The sequence below is a fragment of the Rhizobium sp. FG96 genome, from assembly GCF_057808655.1.
In genome coordinates this window covers 114,559-139,358 of sequence record NZ_JBMDIL010000014.1, presented here as the reverse complement: position 1 = coordinate 139,358, position 24,800 = coordinate 114,559, and the positions used below count along the sequence as shown (strand labels likewise).

Sequence of the window (24,800 nt, the reverse complement as noted above, 5' to 3'; positions counted from 1 at the left end):
CCCTCGAGGCTTCCTTTCCGGTCGAGGTTCAATGGCGCTCACATACAAGCTCATCCTGGCTTCCGGTTCGCCGCGCCGCGTCGACCTGCTCAATCAGGCAGGGATCGAACCATCGCGGCTGATGCCGATGGATATCGACGAGACGCCGAAGAAATCGGAACATCCCCGCTCGCTGGCGCGCCGGCTTTCCACTGAAAAGGCGGAAGCCGCGCTCGCTGCGATCAAGGGCGACATGGCCTGGAAGGGCAGCTACATTCTGGCGGCCGATACGGTCGTGGCCGTCGGCCGCCGCATCCTCGGCAAGGCCGAATTTGCGGATGAGGCCTCTGCCTCGCTGCATCTGCTTTCCGGCCGCAGCCACTGGGTCTATACCGGTGTCTGCCTTGTAACTCCGGATCGCAAGGTCCGGCAGAAGATCGTCGAGACCAAGGTTCGCTTCAAGCGCCTCTCCGGCTTCGAGATCGAAAGCTATCTCGCCTCCGGCCAATGGCGCGGCAAGGCCGGTGCCTACGGCATCCAGGGCCTGGCGGGTAGCTTCGTGCAGAAAATGGTTGGCTCCTACACCAATGTCGTGGGCCTGCCGCTCTATGAAACCATCCTCCTGCTGACTGGCGAAGGCTTCGACGTGCACAGCCGGTGGCCCGAGGGCTAAGCCCGGAGGAGACATCCTCATGTCTGAAGACGAAAAGAAGCCGACCGCCAAGGTCGAACCGCTACGCAAGACGCGTCCCTGCCCGGAATGCGGCAAGCCATCGCATCGCGAACACTACCCGTTCTGCTCGAACCGCTGCCGCGAGGTCGATCTCTCGCGCTGGCTGACGGGCGCGTATGCCATCCCGGTGGCGGAGGACGAGAAGAAGGCCGGCTACGAGGACGAAGAATAGCCACAGATTTTTGCGAGCGAACCCATTCAATTTGCTCGGTAATTTGTAAAAATTCGTCAACTGGCAAAAAACTGTCATTTGACGCTTGCCATGTCCCGACAAGATGCTATAACCCCGCTCGCTTCCGGGGCACACCAAACCCTCCGGTTCCTTCTCAGAAGGAATGCAGGCCGAAGCAGGAATGCCCAGATAGCTCAGTTGGTAGAGCAGCGGATTGAAAATCCGCGTGTCCGTGGTTCAAATCCGCGTCTGGGCACCACTCTTAATCCTTCGGATTTCTCTTCGATACTTTTGAATTTTTCGTAGTTGGCGATCAGTCGTCTCCTCGTCGATCAGATTTCCGCATTGCGCTTCTCTGGTGTCTGAGGCGAGCTATCAGGAACTAAACCGCCTAAGAGGCGTTATTTGAACGATGTCAATGGCGCTGAAGAGGCTCATTGGAGCATCGGGTTCCGCTATGGTTACATGACTGGATTAATAGATGAAAAGACTGATAGTCGCTTGCCTCCTCGCCTTAGCATCAATTGCGGCGATGCCGTCAGTTAGTATGGCTGCGAGTTCTGAGAGGACGCGAGAGGCATGGAGCCGCGTTCACCGCCAGGAATATCGCCCACGTTACTATCATCGCAATTACTACCGTCACCATCGCCCCCACTGCTATACCAAAACGGTCCGATATTGGCGACATGGCGAACTGGTTGTACGGCGTCAACGCGTATGCAGATAGACCTCGTCTGCGTATCGCGCGACAGCGGCGTTGAGATCTAAGGCAGCAAGGGCTGAGGATTAGCCCATTTTGTACTTTTGGCTGAATTGCGCCCGGCTGCCATCGGCCTAGGCTTTCGGCCCATGAACAAGCTGTTTCTGGTAAGAGTGGCCGCCTGGCTGTCGCTGGCGGCCGTCATCTTCGTTACCGTCTGCCCCATCGAATACCGGCCGCACGACATCATCGATGTCGATGTCGACAGGGCGATGGCCTTCATGGTGATGGGCATTCTCTTTGTAACCGGTTATCCGCGCCGTGTCGTGCTTTGCGCCGTGCTGCTGGTGATCGGGGCATTTGCGTTGGAGACGCTGCAGTTCCTGTCCCCGACGCGCCACGCGCATTTCGAGGATGCGGCGACGAAGAGCATGGGGGCGCTGTTCGGTGTCTTCCTGGCCGAAGTCGTCAACCGTATCAGGGGCATACGGCACAAGGCCGGCTAGGTGGTTTTCTCAAGCCAGGCCCGCATGCCAACAGCGGCGGCTTTTCCGGTCGCCATGCAGGCGGTGAGCAGGTAGCCGCCAGTCGGTGCTTCCCAGTCCAGCATCTCGCCCGCGGCAAACAGGCCGGGCAGGGCCTTCAGCATATAGCTGTCATCGAGCGCATCGAGCGAAATGCCGCCGGCCGATGAGATGGCTTCGGCGATCGGGCGGGTTGCCGTCAGCGGGATGGGCAGCGCCTTGATCTGCCCCGCAAGCGGCTGCGGATCCTGCAAGGCGTCCTGCGGCGCAAGTTCGCGAACCAGCGCAGCCTTGACCGCATCGAGACCAGCTCCCTTGCGCAGGCGGTTCGAGAGGCTGGCCTTCCTGCCCTGCCGGGCTAGATCGGCCGCGATGCGCTCGAGCGGCCGTCCTGGCGCCAGGTCGATGATAAGTGATGCTGCTCCCTTGCCGTCAAGCTCATCCCGAAGCGCAGCCGCATGCGCGTAGACGAGGCTGCCCTCGATACCGTTGCGCGAGATGACGAATTCGCCGGGGAGGGTGCCAGCCGCGGATGTCGCGGTCACTGCCTTCAGTGGCGCACCGGCGAAGCGCTCCCGGAAGATCGCGCTCCAGTCGACATCGAAGCCACAATTGGCCGGGCGGAAGGGTGCGATCTCGACACCCCTATCGCGCAGCCAGGGCATCCAGGCGGCGTCGGAGCCGAGCTTCGGCCAGCTGGCGCCACCGAGGGCCAAGAGCGCGGCATCGGCTTCGATACTCTTGCTGCCATCTGGCGTCTCGAAGACATAGGCGCCGCCGTCGAAGCCGGCCCAACGATGGCGTTTGGCGATCGTAACGCCTTGGCTTTCCAGCCGGGCGATCCAGGCCCGGAGCAGCGGCGATGCCTTCATCACTGTGGGGAAGACGCGGCCGGAGGAGCCGACGAAGGTTTCCGTGCCGAGCGCGGCGGCCCAATCGCGGATATCCGAAGGCGTTAACTGATCGAGCGCCGGGCGAAGCCGGGCGGATGCACCGCCGAAGCGCGCTGCAAACCGCTCGTAGTCCTCGGAATGCGTGATGTTGAGCCCGGATTTTCCCGCCAGCAGAAACTTGCGCGCCAGCGTCGGCATCGCATCGTAGATGGTGATCGCATGCCCGGAACCGGCCAGCGTTTCCGCCGCAATCAGGCCCGCCGGGCCACCCCCGATGATCGCGATCTGTTTTTTCTTCATGTGCTGCCTGATACAGCATTCAAATGCGCACGTCTCCGGATTTGAGAGAAGCCGTTTCGTTGCTTCCCGCCGCCAAACTCACTATCTCAATCTCATATCAAATGGAGTGTCGCGGCATGGCCGATCTCAAAGCAAGACCCAGACCCACAGGCGCCAAGGCCGTTCTCGGCCGCACCGGTTTCCCGCATGTCACATCGGCCACGAAGGGCGAGATCGATATCGTCACCAGCCCGTCGCAGCCGGGCTTCAACCCGCTCGATCTTCTCTATTCCTCGCTCTCCGCCTGCCTGGTGCTCAGCGCCCGCATCGCCGCCAGCAATCTCGGCATTCTCGACAAGATCACCGAGATCACCGCCGACGTGACGGGCGAGAAGGCGCCCGAAGGCCTGTCGCGTGTCCAGAAGTTCAACATCGCCTTCTCGATCAAGGGCGATATCGACGACGAGACCCGCCAGAAGATCGCCCATCTCGCCGAAGACGAGATCTGCACCGTCAGCAATACGATCCGCGGCAACCCGGAATTCTCCTCCGTGGTCACCGGCTGAGCTTTTGTTTCGGGGGTGTCGTTCCTGCGCTATCCCTCGGCATGGCGATCTGATAATCCGCCTCAGGGCTGGCACCTCAATCTTCGCCGCCCTGAGAGCATAGAAAATCATGTCGCAGGCCGCAGCCCCCTCCGTTGAAACCGCTCCCTCCCAGCGTTTTGCCCTGACCGCGCTCATCCTCGGCGGTGCCGCGATCGGCGGCTCGCCGATCTTCGTGCGGCTCTCGGAAGTCGGGCCGATGGCGACGGCCTTCTGGCGCGTGGCGCTGGCGCTGATCCCGATCTTCATCTTCTCGCTGATCAAGAAGGACAGCGGCCCGAAGCCGGAAAAGCTTTCCGATTACGCAATGCTGATCCTGCCGGGCGTGATCCTGGCGGCCGATCTTGCCGCCTGGCACCTGTCGATCACCATGACCTCGGTCGCCAATGCGACGCTGCTCGCAAACCTCGCGCCTGTCTTCGTCACCGTCATCGGCTTCATCTTCTTCCGCGCGCCGGTCTCCCGCATCTTCGTGATGGGTCTGGCGCTGGCGCTTCTCGGCGTCATCGTCCTGAAGGGCGGTCCCTCAGCCTTCGGCAATGGCGACCTGCGCGGCGATGGCGTCGCGATCATCGCCGCTGTCTTCTATGCCGGTTACATCCTGGCGATCGGCCAGCTGCGCAGCCGCTTCGATACGGTTCGCATCATGCTCTGGAGCACGGCATCGGCCGCCGTCTGCGTCTTCCCGCTCGGCTTCTTCTTCGAGCCGCAGATGCTGCCGCCGACGGCTTATGGCTGGGCGATCGTCTTCGGTCTCGCCTTCGTCAGCCATGCCAGCGGCCAAGTGGCGATCGCCTTCGCGCTCGCCTATCTGCCGGCCGCCTTCTCGTCGCTGACGCTGCTGCTGCAGCCCGTCGTGGCGGCCATTCTCGCCTGGGTGCTGCTCAACGAGGCGATCGGCCCGATGCAGGCGCTCGGCGGTCTGGTGGTGCTCGCCGGGATCATGATCGCCCGGCGAGGCTGATCGTCAGGCGACGGCTGCCGGCTGCATGCGCCGGGCATCGAGGATGCCGAGCGCTTCGTCGACCGTTGCAGCGATCGCCGCCTTTTCAACATTGTTGCAGGTGCCCCAGGCTTCGATAAAGCTGCTGGTCTTGCCGTAGCTGTTGTCGAGCACGCAATGGTCGGCACCGAGAAGCACGCACATGATATGGCCGTGCATGCGGTCGGTGATGACCTGCCGCGCAGAGCCGAGCAGGGCAACGCCGCGGTCGAAACGCTGCTGCGCCCGCTCGCGATAGGCAAGCTCGGTCATTTTCGCGCGTCCGCCGATGCGGCCGGACATCAGCCCCTTCAGGATCGCCGTGTGCTTCGTATGACGCTGGAAATCGGCAGGCTCATCAGGCCAGTCGGATTTCACCGTGCCCGGGCGGCTGGTGGCAGCGGTTAGATCCTGCGGCGCACCGACTTCCTGGTCTTCGCGCAGGTTGAGCAGCAGCTCGTGCTGCGGCGCCGGGCGACTAACCGGGCCGATGCAGAAGGCCATGTCGGGGCAAAGGCGGACATCGCACTGGAACCAGCGCTTGGCGAATTCGAAGCTCTTGTGGTCGCGCACCAGAAGCGTGAAATTGCCGTGCTTCTCGATGGCGCGGGCCGTGCTGTCGATACCGGCCTGCTCCCTGAAGTGGATCGTCTGCGGCATCTGCACGATCGGCCGGCCCTTGTACTTCGTCAGCATATCCTCGCGGAACTGCCGGTAGCCGGCCCAGATATCGCCGAAATTGCCGCCGCCATGCAGGAAGATGCGGCCATCGCCGATCGCCGCCAGCATGCGCTCGTCATTGTAGGTCGGGATTTCCGTCACATAGGCCGGCCGCGTCTTGCGGCGGTCGAAATAGGCAAGTTCCCCCAGCCAGATGGCGCTGTCGCCGATATTGTAGTGGTTCGGGAAATCGAGCAGCGCGAAGCGCTCGGCCGGATCGACAAGATCGGAAAGGCAATTTGCGATCAAACCCTGAAGGCGGTTGATGATCGTAATGTTGGTTTCCTGCATACAGTGGCTCCTGTTGAAGAGTCTGGCCCAGCCCCGGCGGCTAGGCCTCTGCCCGCTTCCCGAACGGCAGCAATGACTTGCCGAGCGCGATATAGGGGCGGATTGCGGATCTGCCGAAGACCGGCAGGAAGGCGAGATAGATGACGGCGCCAAGGCCGATGCTGAACCCGAGCACCAGCCAGCGGCTCTGGATATGAGCGGCAATGACGGGGTGCGCGAACCCGACGCAGACGGCCATCACGGCGGCACCGCAGAAAGGCAGCGCCACGGCCTTGAAGGTGCCGAGCGAGTCGATGCCGGCATAGCGATGCAGCACATATTGCTGATAGGGCATCGTCAGCCAGGCGCGCAGGACGTAACCGGCCGCAACGGCGAGAATGCCGTATGGCACCAGCAGCCACGTCAGCAGCAGCGTCGCGGCAAACTGCAGGGCGGCGACCGAAAGGATCGACTCTGCGCGGTTGACGGCTGAGAGCGCCGAGGAGGCGAAGAAGTTCGTCACGAACGGCACCGACATCAGCACCAGCACGGTGGCGATATCGCCGGCATTGCCCCATTTGTCGCCGAAGAGCAGGGCGATCATGTCGTTCGACAGGGCGCCGAAGCCGAAGAGCAGCGGAATGGTGCCAAGTGCCGCGGCGCCGACGATCTTGTTATAGGCGTTGCGGAAGGCGACGCGGTCGTTCTGCAGGCGCGAGAGCGTTACCAGCGAAACGCTGCCGATCGGCGCCAGAACGGCCTGGCCGATCAGCTCGATGAGCCGCCAGGCGATGCGGTAGCGGCCGACTTCGACGGCGCCGTACCAGCGCGAAATGAAGATGTCCTGCACGCGCGCCAGCAGCATCCACATCAGCTGCGTGACGACCAGGCTGACGCTGAACAGGAAGACCGAGCGGAACTTCTCGACGTTGAAGCGCAGGCGCGGCATCCAGGGATAGGCGACCCAGCCGAGAACGACAGTGACCGCGGCGTTGACGGCGGTCTGCGCCACCAATGCCCAGATGCCCCAGCCGAGATAGGCGCAGACGACCGCGGTGATGCCGGAGAGAAGGCTGGCGGCAATGCTCTGCGCTGCAAGGTTCTTGTGACCGAACTCCCGGGCGAGGCGCGCATTGTGGATGACGGCAAGCGAGGAGACCGGCAGCAGCGGCGCCAGCCAGCGCAGGATGCCGGACACCGATTCATCGCGAACCAACTCACCGTAATAGGGCGCGAAGACGAAGACGATCGCCGCCACGATGGCGCTGAAGGCGACAGTTGCCCAGAAGCAGGTGTCGGCCAGTTCCTCGTCGAGATCGAGCTGCCGCGTGATGGCATCGCCAAGCCCGGCATAGGCGAGCACGCGGCCGATCTCGACGAACAGGCTGGCAAGCGCAAAGGTGCCGAAGTCGCCGGGGCCGAGAATGCGCGCCAGGATCACGAAGATCACGAAGGTCGCGATCGTGCTCCAGGCCACGCGGACCACCGACCAGAGGACGGAAAGGGCCGTCTTCTTTTTCAGGTCGGCGTGCGCAACTGCATGTTCTGCCATTCGGCGTCCTATCGATTGCAGCCGCTCGCGGGCGGCCTTTGGATCTGTTTCAGGTGCGGGCAGCGGCCGGGGTCTTGCCGCGCGTGCTGCGCCAATAGGCGAGCATGCCGGTCAGATTGTCCCTGAGCTGGCGGCGATAGGTGAGGCCCATCTCCTTGCTCATCGGCTGGCCGCCGAGCGCCTCGCGAACCGCCTGGCGAATATCCCAGCGCAGCATGCCGCGCATGTTCGAGCGCTTGTCGAACAGATATTTGGCGTAGAGCGCACCGTTGCCAAAGGCGTATCCGGCATGCAGGCGATGGATATCCTCGACCTTGCGGCGACCGTGGAAATGCTTCACCTCGAGTTCCGGAACATATTCGACGCGGATACCGGCATTGAAGGCGCGGTGGATGTAATCGGTGTCCTCGCCCGAGCGGAACGTCGCTCCGGCGCCGAAGCGCGGATCGAACTGGCCGACCTGATCGACGAGGGCGCGCGGAAACACCATGTTACAGCCATGGATGAAGCCACCGGCATGCAGCTCGTTCGTCAGCACGGCCGGTTCGCGCTCGGTCTTGATCGTGACGGGTAGATCGCGGACATCGCCGAGCTCCACCCGGCCGCCGCGCATGACGATGCCCTGATCAGCCGCAAACAGACCGGCGATCACGGTGAAATAGTCGGGCAGCACTTCGCAATCGTCGTCCGTGAAGGCAAGCAACCTCCCGGCCGCCGCGGCGATCCCGCTATTGCGGGCATTGGCGAGCCCCGGCAGCGTCTCGTAGATGAGATTGGTATGCAGGGGCGCGACCGCGGCCCAGCGGCGGAATACTTCCGACGTATCGTCTGTCGATCCGTTATCGACGAAGACGAGCTCCAACTGCAAATCGCCCGATAGACGGGCGGCATTTGCAATCGCATCCAGGCAGTTCAACAGGCCACTCGCCCGATTTCTCGACGAGATAATCAGGCTGATGTCAACGGGCCGAGGAGGCATTCAATTTCCCCTTCTGCGATCGATGTCCGGGGCAAGATAGGTCGGACACAGAGGTTCGGCAAGAAATTTTTGCAATGCAGCAAAATAGAACAGGCGCAGAAGAAACGGAAAGAATGAGGTAATTTATAGGCGAATGAATTTTATTCGTGAATTATATAAATTGATCTTCCGAATATTTGTAATAATTCGTGATCAACGTGAAATTTATAAGTCGATAGGTATTTAAGGTAATCTCAGCATCGATATAATCTCTGTAATATCGGTTTTGTGTCGCAAAAATATATGTGAATCCGATAGAGGTATATTTATTTTTCTTTGGTGATTGTTTTTCCGATGCTCACTGGCTGATTTGCGCTGCACAATAGAAGGTTGTGCGCTGAAACCGGTGACTTCAGCTATTTGCATCCTGCCTGCCGCAAAGTTCTAAAACACCGGTTGCTGCCGGATTAACTTCAAGCGCAAGTTCAAAACCAAGAACAAGCGGCGGCGCGGACAGTCTTTCCGCGCCGTGCCGTTACTGGTTTTCTCTGAGCAGCCATTGCTGGATAATCGGCACGTCGGCGTCGCCGAGATCGTGCCCGCCGGGGATAACGTCCGAATCGACCGTCGCGCCCGAGGTCTTCAGCCGCCCTTCCAGCTCGCTCGCATATTTGCCATAGGCGTCTGTCTTGCCGCTGATGACGAGCAGGTCGGTGCCCTTCAGGTCGGCATGCGGATAGTTGGTCAAGACGGGCATGGAGCGCAGCAGCACCGCTTTGTGAATGAGCGAGGGGTGCAGGTAGATCAGCGAGTTCAGAAGGTTCGCGCCGTTGGAATAGCCGACATAGACGATCTTCTTCGGGTCGAGCCCGTAGGATTTGACCGCGCCGTCGATGAACGCCGCGAAGGCTTCCGCCTCGTTCTTGATGTCGTCCTGATCGAAGGAGAAGGGGGTGATGCGCTTGTACCAGCGCGGGAAGCCTTCCTCGGTGGCGCGGCCGCGCACGCCGAGCAGCGTCGCCCGCGGGGCAACCTTGTGCAACAGCGGCATCAGCGTCGTCTCGTTACCGCCCGACCCGTGCAGCAGCACGAAGACGCTGCCATCCGGATCCGGCGGCGTGTAGAAGCGGTGCACGAAGGGCAGTTCGCGGTAATTCACGCGCGGTTCGCCCGGCATCGAGAATTGCGGCAGGATGACCTTGAGGTCCTTCAGGTCCTTGATCGAATCCTTCGGCGGCAGGAACAGCTTGGTGCCGAGTGTCGGTGCCGGCTCATCGATCGTCATCCCGGGCTTGTCGGTCGCAAGCTCGATCAGCGTGCCACCGGGTTCGCGCACATAGAGCGATTTGAAATACTTCCGGTCATGCATGTTGGTCGCCGAGTCCGTCGAACTGGCAAGCGCGTCATGAACGGCTTTCAGTTCGGCCTCATCCGCGGCGCGGAAAGCCACGTGATCGATCGCACCGGTGCCCGGCGCCCCCGACCAGAAACCCTTCGCGTTGCGAACATCGATGACATCGCCGGAATCCGAAACCAGCCGGTCGATGGCGCCCTTGTTTTCCTGGAAGCGATAGCCGAAATGGCTCTCGATGAAAGCGCGGCTTTCGGCCGGCGTCTCGGTCAGCATGGTCGCGCCGCGCACGCGCTGCACGGCGTGCTCGATGGGAACAGGTCCGTCCGTCCAGGCCGCCGCCGTCTTCAGATCCTTGTTGCCGGCAAGCTTGAGGATGATGTTGTCGGGGTCCTTGAAGCGCAGTACCGGCTCGCCGAATTCATCGGCCGGCCCTTCCATGCGGATGCCGAAGCTCATGGCCCGCGTCAGCCAGTAGCCGATGCTCGTCGGGTCGATCGCCAGCGCGATCTCGCTGATCTGGCCGAAGCCGGCGCGTCCCTGTGAGCCGTCTTCCCAGGCAAGGAAGGTCAGCAGCGAGCCGGGCGTGCCCTCGCCATCGCCATAGAAGAGATGCAGCTGGGTTTCGTCCTCGAAACCTGCGGTCTGCTTGACGAGCCGCATACCGAGGAAACCGGCATAGAAATCGACATTCGCCTGCACTTTGCGGGTGATGGCGGTGATGTGATGTATGCCAGAAATCATCGAAAGCAGTCCGTATTGTTGGGGAGTGGCGAGAAGCGCCAGAACTAATGCGGATACTAAAGTCATACCAGTGCCGTTGGAGATTGCCTCGATTGTTCTGCACAAAGAACTAGGGCATCACCGCGCGGCTGCAATTCCAAACTGTCGACGCCTTCGAGCGCCTGCTCCAACTGCTGGAGCGTCGGCGGCTTGATCATATAGGCGAGAGCGCCGAGGTCTTTGGCCCTCTGCATGTCGCCTTCGTCGCTCGATGTGCTCAGGATGCAAACCGGTATTTCCTTGAAGCGCGCGTCCGCCGAAAGCGCGTTCAGCACCTCGAAACCGTCCATGATCGGCATGTTGATATCGAGCAGCATCAGGTCCATCGGCGGCTGCGAAACGTTGCCCGCCCGATCCTCCAGAAGCCGCATCGCCTCGCGCCCGTTCGTCGCCACATGCAGGTTGAAGCTCACCTTTTCACGCCGCATCAGCTTCAGTTTGAGAAGCTGGATATCGGCCGGGCTGTCCTCGACGAGCAGCACCTCGGCAAGGCGGCCACCCGTATCGGCGCTCTGCTCGGAGACGCGTGCCGCCTGTGCCTCGGCACCGCGGGCAGCGGTGGCAGGCATGCTCCGCGCCAGCGGCAGTTCGAGCACGAAGGTCGCCCCACGCCCGGTCTTTGCCTCGCACCAGATCGCCCCGCCATGCAGCTGGGCGATACGCCGGCAGATCGCAAGGCCAAGCCCGGTTCCCTCGATACCGCGTCCGACCAGCCGCTTGAAAGGCTGGAAAATCAGTTCGCGATGCTCGGGATCGATGCCGGGGCCATTGTCGCTGACGAGCAGGCGGCAGAGCCCGCCGTCGGCCGCCTCGGCGGTCACCCGCACTTCGGGCCGCTGATCCTCGCAATAGCGGATGGCGTTGGAGATCAGGTTCTGCATCACCTGGATCAGCAGCGTCCCGTCACCCATCACCTCCGGCAGCTCGCCGCGCACGATCGTTGCCTGGCGGCTTTCCATCTGTTGATGCAGGTTGTCCTCGACCTGGTCGAGCACGGCGGCGATCGACACCGGCTTCATCTCCAGATCGCCGGAGACCTCCAGCTTGGTGAAGCCGGAAACCTTGACGATCAGGTCTTCCATGTGGTCGGCGGCGCTCAGGATGTAGTCGAGCAGCTCGCGGTCTTCCGTCGGAAGCGCTGCCGAGCCATGCAGGATCTTGCTGAACGACTTGATGGTCCTCAGCGGCTCCTTCAGGTCATGCGCCATGGCACGGGTGAAGATCTCCAGCGATTGGCGCTTCTGCTCCAGCTTCATCTCCAGCGCGCCATGCATGACGGCGCTCTGGATGCAGCGATGCAGCGATTCAGGCGAGAGCGAATCCTTCGTCAGATAATCGCGCGCGCCGTTCTTCATCACCTCGACGGCAACGGTCTCGTTGCCCTGGCCGGTCAGCATGATGACATTGGCTGTCGGGTCGCGCTTGAGGATTTCCGCCAGCACGCCGAGGCCGTCGCGGCCGGGCAGCGAATAGTCGAGCAGGATGCAGCTCGGCCGCTTGCTCTCGGCGAGCTTGATGCCCTGGTCGCCGGTTTCGGCTTCCGAGACGATATAGTTCATCCCGGCGACGCGCGAGAGCATCCGCCGGTAGACCTCACGGTCGTCGATATTGTCGTCGATGATCAGTACCGGGCAGTCTTCCGCCAATGTCAGTCCTCGTGCGGCAGGATGGCAATTTCGAACCAGTATTCCTTCAGCCGCTGGATGGCGGCGAACAGCCCGTCCAGATCCACCGGCTTCTGCACATAGGTATTGGCGCCGAGCGCATAGCAGCCCTCGATATCGCGCTCGTCGTCGGATGTCGTCAGGATCACGACCGGGATCTTGCGCCAATGCGCATTGGATTTGATGGCTTCAAGCGTCTTGCGCCCATCGAGGCCCGGCATGTTCAGGTCGAGCAAAACCAGGCCGGGGCGCGGGTTCATCTCCGCCAGCGCGTCGAGCGCTTCCTGGCCGGATGCGGCCCAGCGGATGGGGTTTCGCAGGTTGGTGCGCTTGAAGGCGCGCATCGTCGCCTCGAAGTCGTCCTCGCTGTCCTCGACAATCAGGATCGGCTGCATGTCACGCGGCTGCATTCTGGTCCTCTCGTTTGCTTCCCAGCGTAAAATAGAATGTCGTGCCTGTCCCGAGCTCGGATTCGAGCCAGATCTCGCCATTGTGGCGGGCAATGATCTTGCGTACGAAGGTCAGACCGGCTCCGGTCCCATCATCCGAATCTTGCGATTTTTCCAGGCGTTTGAAAATGCGGAAAATGTCTTCGTAGAATTCCGGTGCGATGCCCTTGCCATTGTCCCGGACAAAGAACACGTCGCTCGCCTCCGAGCCGTCCTTGCCATGGTAATGGTCGAGATAGCCGATCGTCACCAGCGGCTCGGCCTTGTCGTTGTATTTGACCGCGTTGGTCACGAGGTTGCGGAACACCTCGGTCAGCCGCGTCGCGTCGCAGACCACCTCGGGAAGCTCCCCATCCGTCGTCACCTGCGCATTGCGCTCCTCTAGGAACACTTCGAGCGTGCCGACGACATCCTTGACTACGAGGTTTATGTCGGTGCGCTTCACCGCCAGCTGCTGGCGGCCGATGCGGGAGAAATAGAGCAGGTCGTTGACGAGCTTCTCCATCCGCTGGCTGAGGCGAACGAGGCGGTTCAGACGCCGCACGCCATCCTCGTCCAGCTGCTGCTCATAGTCTTCGAGCAGGAAGCGGGAGTGATTGTGGAGCCCGCGCAGCGGCTCCTTCAGGTCATGCGAGGCGATATAGGCGAATTCGTCGAGATCCTGGTTGCTGCGCTCCAGATCGGCCGTATAGGCCTCAAGCTGGCCGACCATGGTCTTCAGCCGCTCCTCCTGGCGAATGCGCTCGCTGATATCGCGCACGATGCCGACAAAGGTGCGCGAACCACCGGTCGGCACGACGCTGACGGAGAGATCGAGCGGAAAGGCAGCGCCATTCTTGCGCCGGCCGGAGACCATGCGGGTCGTGCCGATGATCCGTTCCTCGCCGGTCTGCCGGTAGCGGCTGAGATAACCGTCATGCTCGGAGTGATAGGGCTCCGGCATCAGCATCTTGATATTCTTGCCCAGCGCTTCGGCCGGCGTATAGCCGAACATCTGTTCCGCCGCCGGATTGAAGCTCGAGATCACCCCGCGCTCGTCCATGGTGATGACGGCATCCGGCGTGTTGCGCACCAGCGAGCTGAAGCGGATGCGCTCGGTCTCCAGGCTCGCGCTGTTGCGCATGTAGTGATGCACCAGATAGGCGATCAGCCACAGCATCGCGATGGTGACCGTGCGATTGGCGATTTCCTGCCACAGAATGTCGTCCGGGTGGCTGACGGCAAAGAAGCCGAGCAGGATCAGGATGGTGCAGACGAAGGCGAAGAACAGCGGTGCCTTGCGATTGCCGAACCAGAGCGCCGTCAGCACCAGGGGGACATAGAGAATGCCGTTGGCAACGCCGAGCGGCGTGTAGAGGTCGGCGAGCAGGCCGGTGAAGCAGATGACGCCCGGGATCCAGAGCGGCACGCTGGCGCCGCCTTGCGGCTGCCGCCACCAGGCGCTTGCCAGCAACCCGCCGCCGAACACCATCATGCCGATCGACGTGTGCAGCGCCATCGCCGCATAGGGCCCCCATCGGTAACCATGCTCGGCGCTGGTGATATAGGCGGCAAAGGCGATCATCCCGAGCGTGATCGCCACATAGCTCGTCAGTTCCTGGACGAGCGGCGCCCGCTCGTCCTTCCAGTTCAGCGTCGCAAACAGCGCAACATTGCCGATCAGGAAGATCAGCGCCGTATTCGGCCCCATGCCGCCGCCGATCAGGTCGGAAAATTCCTGGGAAACCAGAAGATTGGTGAGCAACCGATCGACGAGATGTGAGGTTCGTCCGAGTGCGATGATTTCGCTGAAGCGGATCAGCGTGATGGCAATGACGCCGGCGGCAAACACCGAGGCCGCGATATTGAAGCGCCGCCTGGTCGAGACCGAGCCGGCGAGCGCGAAGCCGGAGAGGATGAAGCAGAGCGCCGTGTTGAAGGCCATCGCCGGAAAGTCCGGCACCACCGAGACGATCACCTCGACCTCGAGCAACCAGCCGGCGATCGCGGCGATGCCGAGCAGCCCGATCAAGCTGCTGACGGTCAGTGCTGTCGCCCGATAGCGCTTCTTCTTCCGCTCGTCGTCCCGCGATTTGCCAGCGGCTTCAGCCCACACGCGCCCTGTCCTCCTGAGTTCGTGCCATCTTTTCCGAATTCGGCGAATACTCAATAGGAAACGCAGGGTTGCGATCGTGTTCTACTGACGATTTTCACAGGATTGATAGCGATTGTTAGCGAAACATATCTAGTGTCATGTTTCGGGTCAGTGAAGCGAGGCCCGCCGATGATCGGATCGAGCAGCTATGCCTTTGATATTCTACATCGACGATAGCAAGGATGATCTTTTCTATCTCGACTACATGCGCCGCAAGAACGTGCTGAAGGCGGATCTCGTCACCTTTTCCCAGCCGCAGGAGGCGTGGGAAATGCTGCAAGCGCGCCATGGAAAAGGCGAGCCGATGCCCGATCTGCTGATCGCCGATCTCTACATGCCGCTCGATGGCGGGCTGCTTTTGATCCGGCAGATCAGTCAGGATCCGCGATTCGCAGGCATCAGGCTGGGTGTCTGCAGCGGCTCGGATGCGGAAGAAGACCGCCAGCGTTCGCTGGCAGCCGGCGCCCATGTGTTTTTCGTGAAGCCTTTGAATCCTGAGGATATTCCGCTCGGTTGAGCAGCATGGAACCGGCGCTCGGAACGCTCCGGGCGCGCACGGAAAGGCCGATTGACAAGGCCGTTTCAGCGTCTCAAGATACAACCAATGGGAAGAGGAGTGATTTGAGCGCTGAGAGAGCCGACCGACCCTTGTTCGCCGCCACGAACTTCAGCCAACCCCTTAGCTGAACGGATCTATCGGCCCTCCCGCGCTTACTTCCGGCACTTTTTCCGCTATTCGAGAGATCAAGAATAACGAAAAATGCGATACCTAGGTAAGACTACGATTTCAGTACATCTGGCCTTTGCATCACTTGCGGTTGAGAAATCGATGAGCGTTTATGCCTCAGGATATTGGAGGTCCCTGTTCCTTTATCCTCATCAACTGTCTCGGAAATTTTTCTAACTGTTCGCGTTTAGGACGTATATCCCAAGATTTCGGGATGAGGTGGGGTGACTTGTGAAGGCTTCGAGGTAAGGTTGCCGGAATGACCAACGCAGCGGCTGTTCCTTTTCATACTGGGCCCGAGCTGAACCGGGCCATCAACCGCACCGATTTCTTCCGCCTGTTCAAGGCGGCGGCGCACCATTATCACTTCGACAATTTCGCATTGGCGAAGATTTCCGAAGCCGCCGCCCCGTTCGGCGAGCGCGAAATCGTCATCACCAATATCGCCGAGCGCCGCGCCAGCCTGTTCATCCAGACGCTCAAGGAAGCGCTGGGAACGATCAAGGCCAAGTCCGCGCAGTTCCTGACGACGCCGGTCTTCGGCAAGAGCGCCCAGCTGGAAGGCTATCCGGCCGATCTGGTGTTCAACGAGTTCAACGGCAACACTTTCCTCTTCATCCCGCTCTTCACGCCCGAGGGCCGCCGCTACTGTCTGGTGCTCAGCGGCATTCGCCAGGAGCCGGATCAGAGCGAGATCGCCGATGTCCTCCTCGATGTCATGCGCATCTTCGACAAGCTGTACGAGGAAATCTTGACCCAGGAAATGACTGGACGTCTGACGCAGCGCGAGGCCGAGATCGTCAAGTGGACGAGCGAAGGCAAGACCTCTGCCGAGATCGCCATCATTCTTGGCCTCTCGGAGCATACGGTGAATTCGCATATCACCGCTGCGGTGCGGAAACTCGATGCGGTCAATCGCGTTCATATGGTTGCGATAGCGCTGAGAAACGGGCTCGTTTCGTGACCGGGGGAGATCAGATGACAGCCGAGGCCAGAGCCGCGGGGACCGTCAAGGTCCTGTTCGTGGACGACGAGTTCATCGAGTTCCGCTCGCTGAAAAAGAAGATCGGCAGCCTGTCGGAGCCGGCGGTCGATGTCGAATATGCCCAGTCGGTGGGCGATGCCGTCGACAAGATGAAGAGCGTCAAGTTCGACCTGATCCTGCTCGACAACCGCCTGCTGCCGAATGCCGATTTCCGCGAGACGGTGCCGGAATTGCGCGGCATCGGCTATACCGGCCCGATCGGCGTCATCTCGACGGATATTTCCGACGGCTATTTCCAGCAGTTTCCCGACTACGGCGTCGATTTCCGCATCGGCAAGGACGAGATGGACGCGCGCACGCTGCAATACATCATCCGCGAATACGTGACCTACGACGTCCCGGATTTCTGGAAGGACGACTACAATATCTGACGATCTCAGGTGGGCAGGCGGATTTCGAACCGGCTGCCATTCTCGGATGAGCTTGCGAGATCGAGCGTTCCGCCCATAGCAGTGATCAGCTCGCGCGAGATCGACAGCCCGAGCCCCGGACCCGCAATGCGGCCTGGCTTCGGCAATTTCCAGAAGGCTTCGAAGATGCGCCCCTGATGATCCGGATCGATGCCGTGTCCATTGTCCGCAACGGCGATGACCAGCGCGGACCCATCCCGCGCTGCCGTTACCTCGACCCGCAGGGCATCCCGCTCGCCATGAAAAACCGCATTCGCGAATAGCTGCCTCAGCACCGCGGTCAGCAGCGCGCTGTCGGTGCGCAGTTCCGGCAACTCGCCATGGACCAGGGTCGCATCGGTACCGGGAACCTCGGCAATCGCCTCATCCCATGCCGTTTGCACAGCAGCGTTGAGATTGACGTTCTCGCGCGCTACTTGCGGCGTACCGGCAGCAAAGGTCATCAGCGCCTTCGTCAGCCGCTGTGCCGTCTGCACCTTGTCGAGAATGGTCGTCAGGCTCTGCTTTTCGTCGGCGCTGATCCTGCCTTCGAGATCCTCAAGCAGGATTTCCGAATACATGGCGATATGACGGAGCGGCGACTGCAGGTCGTGCGATGCGACTGCGAGGAAGCGGCGGATGCGCTCCTCGGTAGTGTTCGTCTCCTGCGGCGTCGTGCTGGATGACATGGCGGTATCTCCCCTCGACCTCAGGGCTACCATAAAAAGAGGGCGCCGGTTCTGCAACCGGCGCCCGCCTCAAGCTTTTGTTAACAACCGGTTTTTAGCCGATCGATTTGCGCGGCTCCACAGCGTCCGGAGGAATGATCTCTGCTTCGGGCTTCGCATCCGCTGCCGGCTTGGCATGGCGGCGGCGCCAGTCGCCGAGGAAGAGCAGGATCGGCGCCGCGATGAAGATCGACGACGCGCCGGCAACGAGGATGCCGAAGACCATCGGGATCGCGAAGCTCTCGACCGCGCTACCGCCCCAGATCGCCATCGGAAGCAGGGCGAGGAATGCGGTGGCGTTGGTGTAGAGGCTTCGTGCCAGCGTCTCGTTGATCGAGCGGTCGATGATTTCGCGCAGCGGCATCGACTTGTAGAGGCGCATGTTTTCACGCATGCGGTCATAGACGACGACCTTGTCGTTCACCGAGTAGCCGACCAGCGTCAGGATCGCCGCGATAGCCGTCAGGTTGAAGTCGAGGCCGGTCAGCGCGAAGAAGCCGATCGCCTTGGTGACGTCGAGGACGAGCGTCACGATGGCGCCGACAGCGAATGGCCATTCGAAGCGTGCCCAGATGTAGGCAAGCATCGCAAGGCTGGCAATGACGACGGACAGGATACCCGCCCATGCCAGTTCGCCGGAAACCTTCGGGCCGATGACGTCGGTGCCGGTGACCGTCGCTGAAGGATCGATCTTGACGATCTCGGCCTTCAGCTTTTCGACGGCGACGGTCTGCGCTTCTTCGCCACCTTCCTGGCGCTGCGCACGCACTGCCATGGTGTTGTTGTCGCCGTAGGACTGCAGCGAGACTTCGCCGAGGCCGAGGCTGTTCAGGCCTTCACGGAACTTGCCGAGATCGGCAGCTTCGGTCGTCTTGACCGACATCTGGATACCACCACGGAAGTCGACGCCGTAGTTGAGGCCCGGATGGATGAAGAGCACGACCGATGCGATCGACAGCAGGGCCGAGACCGTGACGCCGAAGAAGCGTGCCTTCATGAACTGGATGTGGCGGCCATAGGGGTTGAACATCATCGGCAGCAGCGGCTTGATGTTCAGCACCTTGAGCTTACGGCGGCGGGTGATCTCGATCATCGTGACGCGAACGAAGGCGACCGAGGTGAACATCGAGATGATCAGGCCGAGTGCCATGGTGACCGCGAAGCCGCGGACCGGGCCGGAGCCGAACCAGAACAGGATGGCGGCAGCGATAAGCGCCGTCATGTTGCCGTCGATAATCGTCGAGTAGGCGCGGCGGAAGCCGGTGTCGATGGCGGCAAAGGCGCTCTTGCCCTTGCGTGTTTCTTCACGGATGCGCTCGTTGATAAGAACGTTCGCGTCGACCGCAAGGCCGATACCGAGAACGACACCCGCGATACCCGGCAGCGTCAGCGTCGCGCCGACAAGGGTCAGGGCCGAGAAGGTCAGGATCGTGTGGATCAGCAGGGCGAAGTTCGCGAGGAAGCCCCAGGTGCCGTAGAGCACGAAGATGAAGAGGGCGACGAGAACGAAGCCGACGATACCCGAATAGATACCCATGCGGATCGCGTCCGCGCCGAGGTCGGCGCCGACGGTGCGTTCTTCGATGACCGTCAGCTTGGCAGGCAGGGCGCCGGCGCGCAGCATGGCGGCGAGCGTCGTTGCCGTATCCGGCGAGAAGCTGCCGGAGATCTGGCCCGAACCACCGGTGATCGGCTCGCGGATGACAGGTGCGCTCAGCACCTTGTCGTCGAGAACGATGGCGAAGGGGTTGCCGACATTCTGGCGGGTGATGTCCGCGAAGCGGGTCGCACCGGCGCTGTCGAAGCGGAAGCTGACGATCGGCTCATGCGTGTTCGGGTCGAAGCCGACGCGGGCATCCGAGAGGCGGTCGCCGGAGATTTCGACGCGGTCGAGAACCGGATAGCTGTTGCCCTGATCGTCCTTCAGCATGGTGACGCCAGGGCCCGGCTGGTTGTTCGGGGCGAGCATATGGAACGACATCTTGGCGGTCGAACCGAGCAGCTGGCGAAGGCGCGACGGATCCTGGGCGCCCGGCAGCTGCACGAGAACGCGGTTGGCGCCGATGCGCTGGATCGTCGGTTCGGCAACGCCGACCTGGTCGACGCGCTGACGGATGACTTCAAGGCTCTGCTGAACGGCGGAGTCGACGTGGCTCGCAAGACCGGCCGGCGAGAAGGCGACGATGACGTTGCCGCCATTTGCCGTGACCGAGAGATCCGACTGGCCGGCGCTGAGACCGCTGCTGATCGGGTTGCCGAGCGTCTGCAGCTGGGTGATCGCTTCGCTGCTCTGCGCCGGATCAACCGGGGTCACGACGATCTGGTTGTTGTTGAGAACGATCGACTTGGTCTGGATGTTCTGCTCGCGCAGAACACGGCGGGCGTCCTGCAGCAGCGTCTGGAGACGTTCCTTGGTCAGGTCCGCTTCATCGACTTCGAGCACGAGGTGCGAGCCGCCGCGAAGGTCGAGACCGAGGGAAACCTGGCTGTGCGGCAGCCAGGTGGGCAGCTTGTCGAGGGTGCTCTGCGAGAGCATGTTCGGCAGCGCGATGATAATGCCGAGCACGATGATCACCGAATAGGTGAACACCAGCCATGGTGAATTGCGCATTCTTTCAGATCCTTGAATAAAAGTAGGCCGGCGCAAGGCGCTGGCTGTGTCTCTGCAGTTCTGGAGGCGCCCGTCAGGGGCGCGGAAAATCAGGCGACCGGCGGTGCGCGGGGCTGATGGGCCGCCGGGGCGGCAGGCCGGATGACCGTATCGGCGATGCCTGCAGGCGCAGGTGCCGGCCATTCGGCGAATGCGAGATGCGCAAGAAGCGGCAGCGCCGCGGCATCGGAATCGTGCAGTGTCTGTTTCGGCGCGATCTTGCGCTCGGTGGCAAGCAGCCCGCGCACGGCCTCGCGCGCCGTCAGCTGCAGCGGCTGGCTTTCCTTGCCGGGCGCGCTCAGCGCATTATTGCTTTGGGAGTCGGGGCCAAGAACGAGGTTGCCGCCGAAAAGCAGGCCGAGATAGGCGAATACGGCAAGCAAGAGGGAAACGGCGATGCGGGCGCTCAGGCGGCGCGCATCCGGCATTCCCTCGTTATGTCCTGCGATCTCGCTCTCAAACCGGCTCAAAAGCGCAAAAACCCGTCATTCTTTCTCCGGCGGCTCTGTGGCCGCGGGCGGAATTGTATCAGTCTCCGGCCCATCTTCATAGGCTGGTCTGTCATGATGCACTTGAGCGAGCCGGTCAACCATCCCCATGGCGATTTCTCGCTCGCCCATGATCACGGTATCGGCGCCATATTGCTTGAGTTCTTCCACCTCGGCGTCCGAATGCGCCCGCGCGACGATCAGGATCGAGGGGTTGACCGTACGGCCGAGCTCCGCGACGTGGCACGCCTCGAAGGCATTCGGAATGGCGATGACCAGGCTGCGGGCGCCGTTGAGATTGGCGAGATCCAGCACCTCGCGGGCCGCCGCGTTGCCGAGTACCGTCTCGACGCCCTGGGCCGAGAGCTCTTCGATGCGCTTTTCAGAATCTTCGATGACGAGGAACGGCGTGCCTGACGATTTCAGGTTCTGCCCGACGATGCTGCCCACGCGGCCATAGCCGACGAGGATGACATGGCCGGACAGGGAGGTCGGCTGGATGTCGTCCTCCTCCGGCTGGATAGGCTCGACGGGGGCGGACTCCGGGGACTCCGCTGCCTCTGCCGCTGGCTCCTCGCGCTTCGGACGCTCCAGGAGGGGCTTGATGCGGTCGCAGAGGTAGAAGAGGGCAGGGTTGAGAATAATCGAGATGATCGCACCGGCGAGGATGAGATCGCGTCCTTCTTCCGGCAACAGGCCGAGATCGACGCCAAGCGCCGCGAGGATGAAGGAGAATTCGCCGATCTGACCAAGGCTCGCCGAAATCGTCAGCGCCGTGCCCACCGATTTCCTGAACAGCAGCACGATCAGCAGGGCTGCGACCGACTTGCCGATGACGATGATGAAGACGGTGGCGAGAACCGGCAGCGGCTTCTCGATCAGAATGTTCGGGTCGAACAGCATGCCGACCGAAACGAAGAAGAGAACCGCGAAGGCATCGCGCAGCGGCAGGCTTTCCTGCGCGGCGCGGTGGCTGAGCTCGCTTTCGGCAAGAACCATGCCGGCGAAGAAGGCACCGAGCGCCAGCGAAACGCCGAACATCTTCGAGGCGCCGAAGGCAACGCCGAGCGCGATCGCGAGAACGCCGAGGCGGAACAGTTCGCGAGAACCGGTATGGGCGATGCGATGCATGGTCCAGGGGATCAGCTTGCGGCCGAAGATCAGCATCAGCGCCACGAACAGCGCCACCTTGACCAGCGTCATGCCGATGATGCCGCCGATGCCAAGATCGAGGCCGAGCAGGCGGTTGAGACCGGCCGAGAGCGGCTCGACCGTCGCATGCTCGCCACCGCCGATGCTTGCCGCCGCCGGGATGAGAACGAGTGCCAGAACCATGGCGAGGTCTTCGACGATCAGCCAGCCGACGGCGATCTTGCCGCGCTCCGTCTCGACGAGACGCCGCTCCTGCAAGGCCTTCAGAAGCACGACGGTCGAGGCGACCGACAGCGCCAGGCCGAAGACCAGGCTGCCGCCGGTCGGCCAGCCCATCAGCCAGCCGAGACCCCAGCCGAGCAGCGTCGCAAAGCCGATCTGTACGATCGCGCCGGGCACCGCGATGCCGCGAACGGAAAGGAGATCCTTGAGAGAGAAATGCAGGCCGACGCCGAACATCAGCAGGATGACGCCGATTTCGGCGAGTTCGGGAGCTAGATTCTGGTCAGCGACGTAACCGGGCGTATGCGGCCCGACGAGAATACCGGCGAGCAGATAGCCCACCAGTGGCGGCAGCTTCAGCCTGTTGGCGATGGCGCCGAAGATAAACGCCAGCACGAGACCTCCGACGATTGTCGAAATCAAAGGTGTGTCGTGCGGCATCGCAATCTCCCGATCTGGTATTCCCGTTCAAAACATGACATATATGGCTTATGTTGACCAATATGGGTGACTTGAAATCATGGGTCAAGGAGCTAAAGAAACAATTCTGACGCCTGCTTTATGCCGCGCTGCCCGAGGCTTGCTCGATTGGACGCAGAGCGACCTTGCCGACAAGGCCGCCGTCTCACGCAGCACGATACGCGACTATGAAGGCCGGCACCACGAAATCCACCGTGCGACCGAGGCACAGCTGCGCCTCGCCTTCGAGGAAGGCGGCGTAAGGTTTGTTGATGTGGAAGGGGCGGGGACCGGCCTCTGCCTGCCCCCGCAAGCGCCTGCCTAGCGCTGCCGGTCGAGGCAGCTGCCCGGCATCTTGTAGGCGTAGACGTCCTTGCCGCGATAATAACCGTCGGCCGGCTGCCAGCTCTTCACCAGCTCGGCCGTCCCGGTGGTGCAGGTAAATTCATTGCGGCTGACGAAAAGCACCGGCTCCTGCGAACCCGCGGGCAGGGCGAAGTTCTGCTCGTAATAGTTGTTCGGCAGATCGACGGGCGCCCGGGCATAGATCTTCACCGGCTCGTTGCGCAGCGTGTGGAACATGTCGGCGACGAAATCGCGGTTGTCGGTGACGATGGTCGCGGTCCCGGCCTGCTTGGCAAGCGCGGCGGCTTCGCGGCTGATTTCGGCCCGGCCGAGATAGCGCTTCATGATCTCGTTGCCGCCGGGTAACACGAGTTCATGCGCGAAGATCGTAGCCAGCGGGAAGAGGATGCTGGCGACAGCGCCGATGATCAGCGAGATGTTGAGCCCCTTCGGCCAGAGGCGCGAAAGAACGGTGACGGCAAGGACAGTCCCGGCCACATAGGCCGTCACGCCCCAGTTGGCTTCGGCCTTGGCGACGAATGCCTGCAGGGTGATCAGGAACACCACCGGCAGCGAGAACCAGACGAGCAGCTTTTCCGTTTCTCCGCTCCGGCCCCGGATCATCCGCCATCCGGCCCAGAGCATTGCGAAGAAGATGATCGGGCCGACGACGCCGAACTGCGCAGCGAAGAATTCCGCAGCGCCGGCGAAATCCAGCTTCATCTGGTCCCACTTGGCGATGTCCTCGGTGTGGCGAACCGTGGTCGCGTCATGCGTGAAGTTCCACCAGAGGTTCGGCGAAGCGAAGATCAGCGCCGTGACGACGGAAATGAAGAAATCGCGCCAGGCAATGCGCGCTGCAGGCACGAAGAGCAGCGCAATCAATCCGCCGGGCACGACGAAGAGGATCGCGTATTTCGACAGGAACGAGCAGCCGAAGGCAGCGCCCATCAGCAGTGCCAGCCCGATCGAGGACTTCTTCGTCAGGCCGGCATAGGCCCAGAGTCCGATCGTCATGAAGAACAGCAGCACGACGTCGGTGGAGAAGAACACCGACGAAAGGGCAACCGCCGGCATCGTCACATAGATGGCGCCCGTCCATCCCTCGACCTCGGGTCCGACGACGCGCTTGGCGAGCTTCATCAGCAGGAAGGCGGTGGCGGCGTGAACGATCGGTCCGCAGAGCCGCACCCAGAAAATATCGGTCGAACCGGCAATATCGGTCATCGCCCGGATGAACCAGGCGATCATCGGCGGCTTGGAATAGTAGCCGAAGTCGAGATTTTGCGACCAGAACCAGTATTGCGCCTCGTCGACGAAGAAATCCGTCGTATCGAAATGCAGCGTCACGATGCGCCACAAGGTGACGGCAAGAATGATGAAAAGGCCGGTTCTGGCAGACATATAGAACTTCCGCTGGTTAAGGCGCCTGCCATACATCAGCGAAGCAAGGCTGCCAACAAGGGCGGCTCACAAAGCCGCACTATGCCGCAGTCAAAGGTTTTTCAGAGAACCCGAAGGTCGATGCTGCCGCGGCGCGCCTCGATCTGATCGAGCAGGGCGACGGCTGCCAAAGTGGCAATTGCGATGAGGCAGGATCCCAATCCGAGAACAATCATTGCTCTATCCTTAACGACATCATGTCATGTCTTAAGGGTGCGATATAACACAAAGCTTGCGCAGGACTTGTAGCGCGCCTGCAACTCCTTGGGACTATTTCATTTGTTGCTCCAAAAATGCTTTCAGCGGCTGCGTTGATTAAAAAGCGCATTAACCTTCAAGCAAGGAATTAACCATAAACATGGCGTTACACGTCGGAATGGGAAATGTTGCTCGTTCCCACCAGG

At 61.6% G+C, this 24,800-nt stretch carries 22 protein-coding genes and 1 tRNA gene; 10 read left to right on the top strand and 13 right to left on the bottom strand.

From position 1 onward, the window contains the following. The first annotated feature begins 31 nt into the window (after positions 1-31). The 4 genes from ACODR6_RS25045 to ACODR6_RS25030 all read left to right on the top strand — a co-directional run bounded on the left by ACODR6_RS25045 (position 32) and on the right by ACODR6_RS25030 (position 2,090). On the top strand, positions 32-652 hold the full coding sequence (locus ACODR6_RS25045) for a Maf-like protein (RefSeq protein ID WP_112713390.1): 621 nt from the start codon (positions 32-34) through the stop codon (positions 650-652). A gap of 19 nt (positions 653-671) precedes the next feature. After that, on the top strand, positions 672-884 hold the full coding sequence (gene yacG / locus ACODR6_RS25040) for a DNA gyrase inhibitor YacG (RefSeq protein WP_489025008.1): 213 nt from the start codon (positions 672-674) through the stop codon (positions 882-884). Positions 885-1,067: 183 nt separating this feature from the next. Beyond that, positions 1,068-1,143: transfer RNA gene (locus tag ACODR6_RS25035), tRNA-Phe, on the top strand. A gap of 590 nt (positions 1,144-1,733) precedes the next feature. Beyond that, positions 1,734-2,090 (top strand): VanZ family protein, encoded by a 357-nt coding sequence (locus ACODR6_RS25030; RefSeq protein ID WP_130279075.1) that lies wholly within the window; start codon positions 1,734-1,736, stop codon positions 2,088-2,090. On the opposite strand, the gene ACODR6_RS25025 is transcribed toward ACODR6_RS25030, so the two are convergent. Then, complete coding sequence (locus ACODR6_RS25025) at positions 2,087-3,301, bottom strand: TIGR03862 family flavoprotein (protein WP_489025006.1); 1,215 nt, start codon at positions 3,299-3,301, stop codon at positions 2,087-2,089. The genes ACODR6_RS25030 and ACODR6_RS25025 overlap by 4 nt on opposite strands. A gap of 116 nt (positions 3,302-3,417) precedes the next feature. Here ACODR6_RS25025 and ACODR6_RS25020 point away from each other — a divergent pair, with 116 nt between their 5' ends. Together ACODR6_RS25020 and ACODR6_RS25015 are read left to right on the top strand one after the other, a co-directional pair. Further along, the gene (locus ACODR6_RS25020; protein WP_130279073.1) at positions 3,418-3,846 is read left to right on the top strand and encodes an OsmC family protein; all 429 of its coding nucleotides are present in this window, start codon (positions 3,418-3,420) and stop codon (positions 3,844-3,846) included. A gap of 109 nt (positions 3,847-3,955) precedes the next feature. After that, complete coding sequence (locus tag ACODR6_RS25015) at positions 3,956-4,849, top strand: DMT family transporter (protein WP_489025004.1); 894 nt, start codon at positions 3,956-3,958, stop codon at positions 4,847-4,849. Positions 4,850-4,852: 3 nt separating this feature from the next. Here the strand turns inward: ACODR6_RS25015 and ACODR6_RS25010 are convergent, their stop codons facing one another. The 7 genes from ACODR6_RS25010 to ACODR6_RS24980 all read right to left on the bottom strand — a co-directional run bounded on the left by ACODR6_RS25010 (position 4,853) and on the right by ACODR6_RS24980 (position 14,709). Next, positions 4,853-5,878 (bottom strand): polysaccharide pyruvyl transferase family protein, encoded by a 1,026-nt coding sequence (locus ACODR6_RS25010; RefSeq protein WP_489025002.1) that lies wholly within the window; start codon positions 5,876-5,878, stop codon positions 4,853-4,855. Between the two features lie 40 nt (positions 5,879-5,918). Further along, the gene (locus tag ACODR6_RS25005) at positions 5,919-7,409 is read right to left on the bottom strand and encodes a lipopolysaccharide biosynthesis protein (RefSeq protein ID WP_489025000.1); all 1,491 of its coding nucleotides are present in this window, start codon (positions 7,407-7,409) and stop codon (positions 5,919-5,921) included. A gap of 49 nt (positions 7,410-7,458) precedes the next feature. Beyond that, positions 7,459-8,388, bottom strand: a complete 930-nt coding sequence (locus tag ACODR6_RS25000) for a glycosyltransferase family 2 protein (protein WP_449099134.1) — start codon at positions 8,386-8,388, stop codon at positions 7,459-7,461. A 514-nt stretch (positions 8,389-8,902) separates the two neighbouring features. After that, positions 8,903-10,462, bottom strand: coding sequence for a VOC family protein (locus ACODR6_RS24995; RefSeq protein ID WP_489024998.1), 1,560 nt, complete (start codon positions 10,460-10,462; stop codon positions 8,903-8,905). Between the two features lie 62 nt (positions 10,463-10,524). Then, positions 10,525-12,147, bottom strand: coding sequence for a response regulator (locus ACODR6_RS24990; RefSeq protein ID WP_130279067.1), 1,623 nt, complete (start codon positions 12,145-12,147; stop codon positions 10,525-10,527). A gap of 2 nt (positions 12,148-12,149) precedes the next feature. Beyond that, entirely contained in the window at positions 12,150-12,575 is a 426-nt protein-coding gene (locus ACODR6_RS24985) for a response regulator (RefSeq protein ID WP_112713368.1), read from the bottom strand. Further along, positions 12,562-14,709, bottom strand: a complete 2,148-nt coding sequence (locus ACODR6_RS24980; RefSeq protein WP_112713366.1) for a PAS domain S-box protein — start codon at positions 14,707-14,709, stop codon at positions 12,562-12,564. Before ACODR6_RS24980 ends, ACODR6_RS24985 begins: the two co-directional genes overlap by 14 nt. A 187-nt stretch (positions 14,710-14,896) precedes the next feature. Between ACODR6_RS24980 and ACODR6_RS24975 the strand changes: the two genes are divergently transcribed. The 3 genes from ACODR6_RS24975 to ACODR6_RS24965 all read left to right on the top strand — a co-directional run bounded on the left by ACODR6_RS24975 (position 14,897) and on the right by ACODR6_RS24965 (position 16,891). Beyond that, on the top strand, positions 14,897-15,265 hold the full coding sequence (locus ACODR6_RS24975; protein WP_489024995.1) for a response regulator: 369 nt from the start codon (positions 14,897-14,899) through the stop codon (positions 15,263-15,265). Between the two features lie 469 nt (positions 15,266-15,734). Next, positions 15,735-16,439, top strand: coding sequence for a response regulator transcription factor (locus ACODR6_RS24970; protein WP_112713362.1), 705 nt, complete (start codon positions 15,735-15,737; stop codon positions 16,437-16,439). Positions 16,440-16,453: 14 nt separating this feature from the next. Then, positions 16,454-16,891 (top strand): response regulator, encoded by a 438-nt coding sequence (locus ACODR6_RS24965; RefSeq protein ID WP_112713360.1) that lies wholly within the window; start codon positions 16,454-16,456, stop codon positions 16,889-16,891. A 5-nt stretch (positions 16,892-16,896) separates the two neighbouring features. On the opposite strand, the gene ACODR6_RS24960 is transcribed toward ACODR6_RS24965, so the two are convergent. From ACODR6_RS24960 to ybaL, 4 genes are all read right to left on the bottom strand, one after another. Next, positions 16,897-17,598, bottom strand: coding sequence for a sensor histidine kinase (locus ACODR6_RS24960; protein WP_489024993.1), 702 nt, complete (start codon positions 17,596-17,598; stop codon positions 16,897-16,899). 94 nt (positions 17,599-17,692) lie between these two features. Next, entirely contained in the window at positions 17,693-20,248 is a 2,556-nt protein-coding gene (gene secD, locus ACODR6_RS24955) for a protein translocase subunit SecD (protein ID WP_489024991.1), read from the bottom strand. 89 nt (positions 20,249-20,337) lie between these two features. Beyond that, on the bottom strand, positions 20,338-20,715 hold the full coding sequence (locus ACODR6_RS24950; RefSeq protein WP_112713354.1) for a hypothetical protein: 378 nt from the start codon (positions 20,713-20,715) through the stop codon (positions 20,338-20,340). Positions 20,716-20,772: 57 nt separating this feature from the next. After that, complete coding sequence (gene ybaL, locus ACODR6_RS24945) at positions 20,773-22,590, bottom strand: YbaL family putative K(+) efflux transporter (RefSeq protein WP_130279062.1); 1,818 nt, start codon at positions 22,588-22,590, stop codon at positions 20,773-20,775. Between the two features lie 79 nt (positions 22,591-22,669). Between ybaL and ACODR6_RS24940 the strand changes: the two genes are divergently transcribed. Beyond that, positions 22,670-22,933: a helix-turn-helix transcriptional regulator gene (locus ACODR6_RS24940; RefSeq protein WP_112713350.1), complete on the top strand. Its 264-nt coding sequence runs from the start codon at positions 22,670-22,672 to the stop codon at positions 22,931-22,933. Here the strand turns inward: ACODR6_RS24940 and ACODR6_RS24935 are convergent. Continuing rightward, positions 22,930-24,357: an ArnT family glycosyltransferase gene (locus ACODR6_RS24935; RefSeq protein ID WP_489024988.1), complete on the bottom strand. Its 1,428-nt coding sequence runs from the start codon at positions 24,355-24,357 to the stop codon at positions 22,930-22,932. The two genes, ACODR6_RS24940 and ACODR6_RS24935, sit on opposite strands and share 4 nt — an antisense overlap. Positions 24,358-24,800 lie beyond the last annotated feature (443 nt).

Coding starts and splice junctions, on each gene's coding strand:
- ACODR6_RS25045 (WP_112713390.1), top strand. CDS start 32: ATGGCGCTCACATACAAGCTCATCCTGGCTTCCGGTTCGCCGCGCCGC.
- yacG (WP_489025008.1), top strand. CDS start 672: ATGTCTGAAGACGAAAAGAAGCCGACCGCCAAGGTCGAACCGCTACGC.
- ACODR6_RS25030 (WP_130279075.1), top strand. CDS start 1,734: ATGAACAAGCTGTTTCTGGTAAGAGTGGCCGCCTGGCTGTCGCTGGCG.
- ACODR6_RS25025 (WP_489025006.1), bottom strand. CDS start 3,301: ATGAAGAAAAAACAGATCGCGATCATCGGGGGTGGCCCGGCGGGCCTG.
- ACODR6_RS25020 (WP_130279073.1), top strand. CDS start 3,418: ATGGCCGATCTCAAAGCAAGACCCAGACCCACAGGCGCCAAGGCCGTT.
- ACODR6_RS25015 (WP_489025004.1), top strand. CDS start 3,956: ATGTCGCAGGCCGCAGCCCCCTCCGTTGAAACCGCTCCCTCCCAGCGT.
- ACODR6_RS25010 (WP_489025002.1), bottom strand. CDS start 5,878: ATGCAGGAAACCAACATTACGATCATCAACCGCCTTCAGGGTTTGATC.
- ACODR6_RS25005 (WP_489025000.1), bottom strand. CDS start 7,409: ATGGCAGAACATGCAGTTGCGCACGCCGACCTGAAAAAGAAGACGGCC.
- ACODR6_RS25000 (WP_449099134.1), bottom strand. CDS start 8,388: ATGCCTCCTCGGCCCGTTGACATCAGCCTGATTATCTCGTCGAGAAAT.
- ACODR6_RS24995 (WP_489024998.1), bottom strand. CDS start 10,462: ATGATTTCTGGCATACATCACATCACCGCCATCACCCGCAAAGTGCAG.
- ACODR6_RS24985 (WP_112713368.1), bottom strand. CDS start 12,575: ATGCAGCCGCGTGACATGCAGCCGATCCTGATTGTCGAGGACAGCGAG.
- ACODR6_RS24975 (WP_489024995.1), top strand. CDS start 14,897: ATGCCTTTGATATTCTACATCGACGATAGCAAGGATGATCTTTTCTAT.
- ACODR6_RS24970 (WP_112713362.1), top strand. CDS start 15,735: ATGACCAACGCAGCGGCTGTTCCTTTTCATACTGGGCCCGAGCTGAAC.
- ACODR6_RS24965 (WP_112713360.1), top strand. CDS start 16,454: ATGACAGCCGAGGCCAGAGCCGCGGGGACCGTCAAGGTCCTGTTCGTG.
- ACODR6_RS24960 (WP_489024993.1), bottom strand. CDS start 17,598: ATGTCATCCAGCACGACGCCGCAGGAGACGAACACTACCGAGGAGCGC.
- secD (WP_489024991.1), bottom strand. CDS start 20,248: ATGCGCAATTCACCATGGCTGGTGTTCACCTATTCGGTGATCATCGTG.
- ACODR6_RS24950 (WP_112713354.1), bottom strand. CDS start 20,715: ATGCCGGATGCGCGCCGCCTGAGCGCCCGCATCGCCGTTTCCCTCTTG.
- ybaL (WP_130279062.1), bottom strand. CDS start 22,590: ATGCCGCACGACACACCTTTGATTTCGACAATCGTCGGAGGTCTCGTG.
- ACODR6_RS24940 (WP_112713350.1), top strand. CDS start 22,670: ATGGGTCAAGGAGCTAAAGAAACAATTCTGACGCCTGCTTTATGCCGC.
- ACODR6_RS24935 (WP_489024988.1), bottom strand. CDS start 24,357: ATGTCTGCCAGAACCGGCCTTTTCATCATTCTTGCCGTCACCTTGTGG.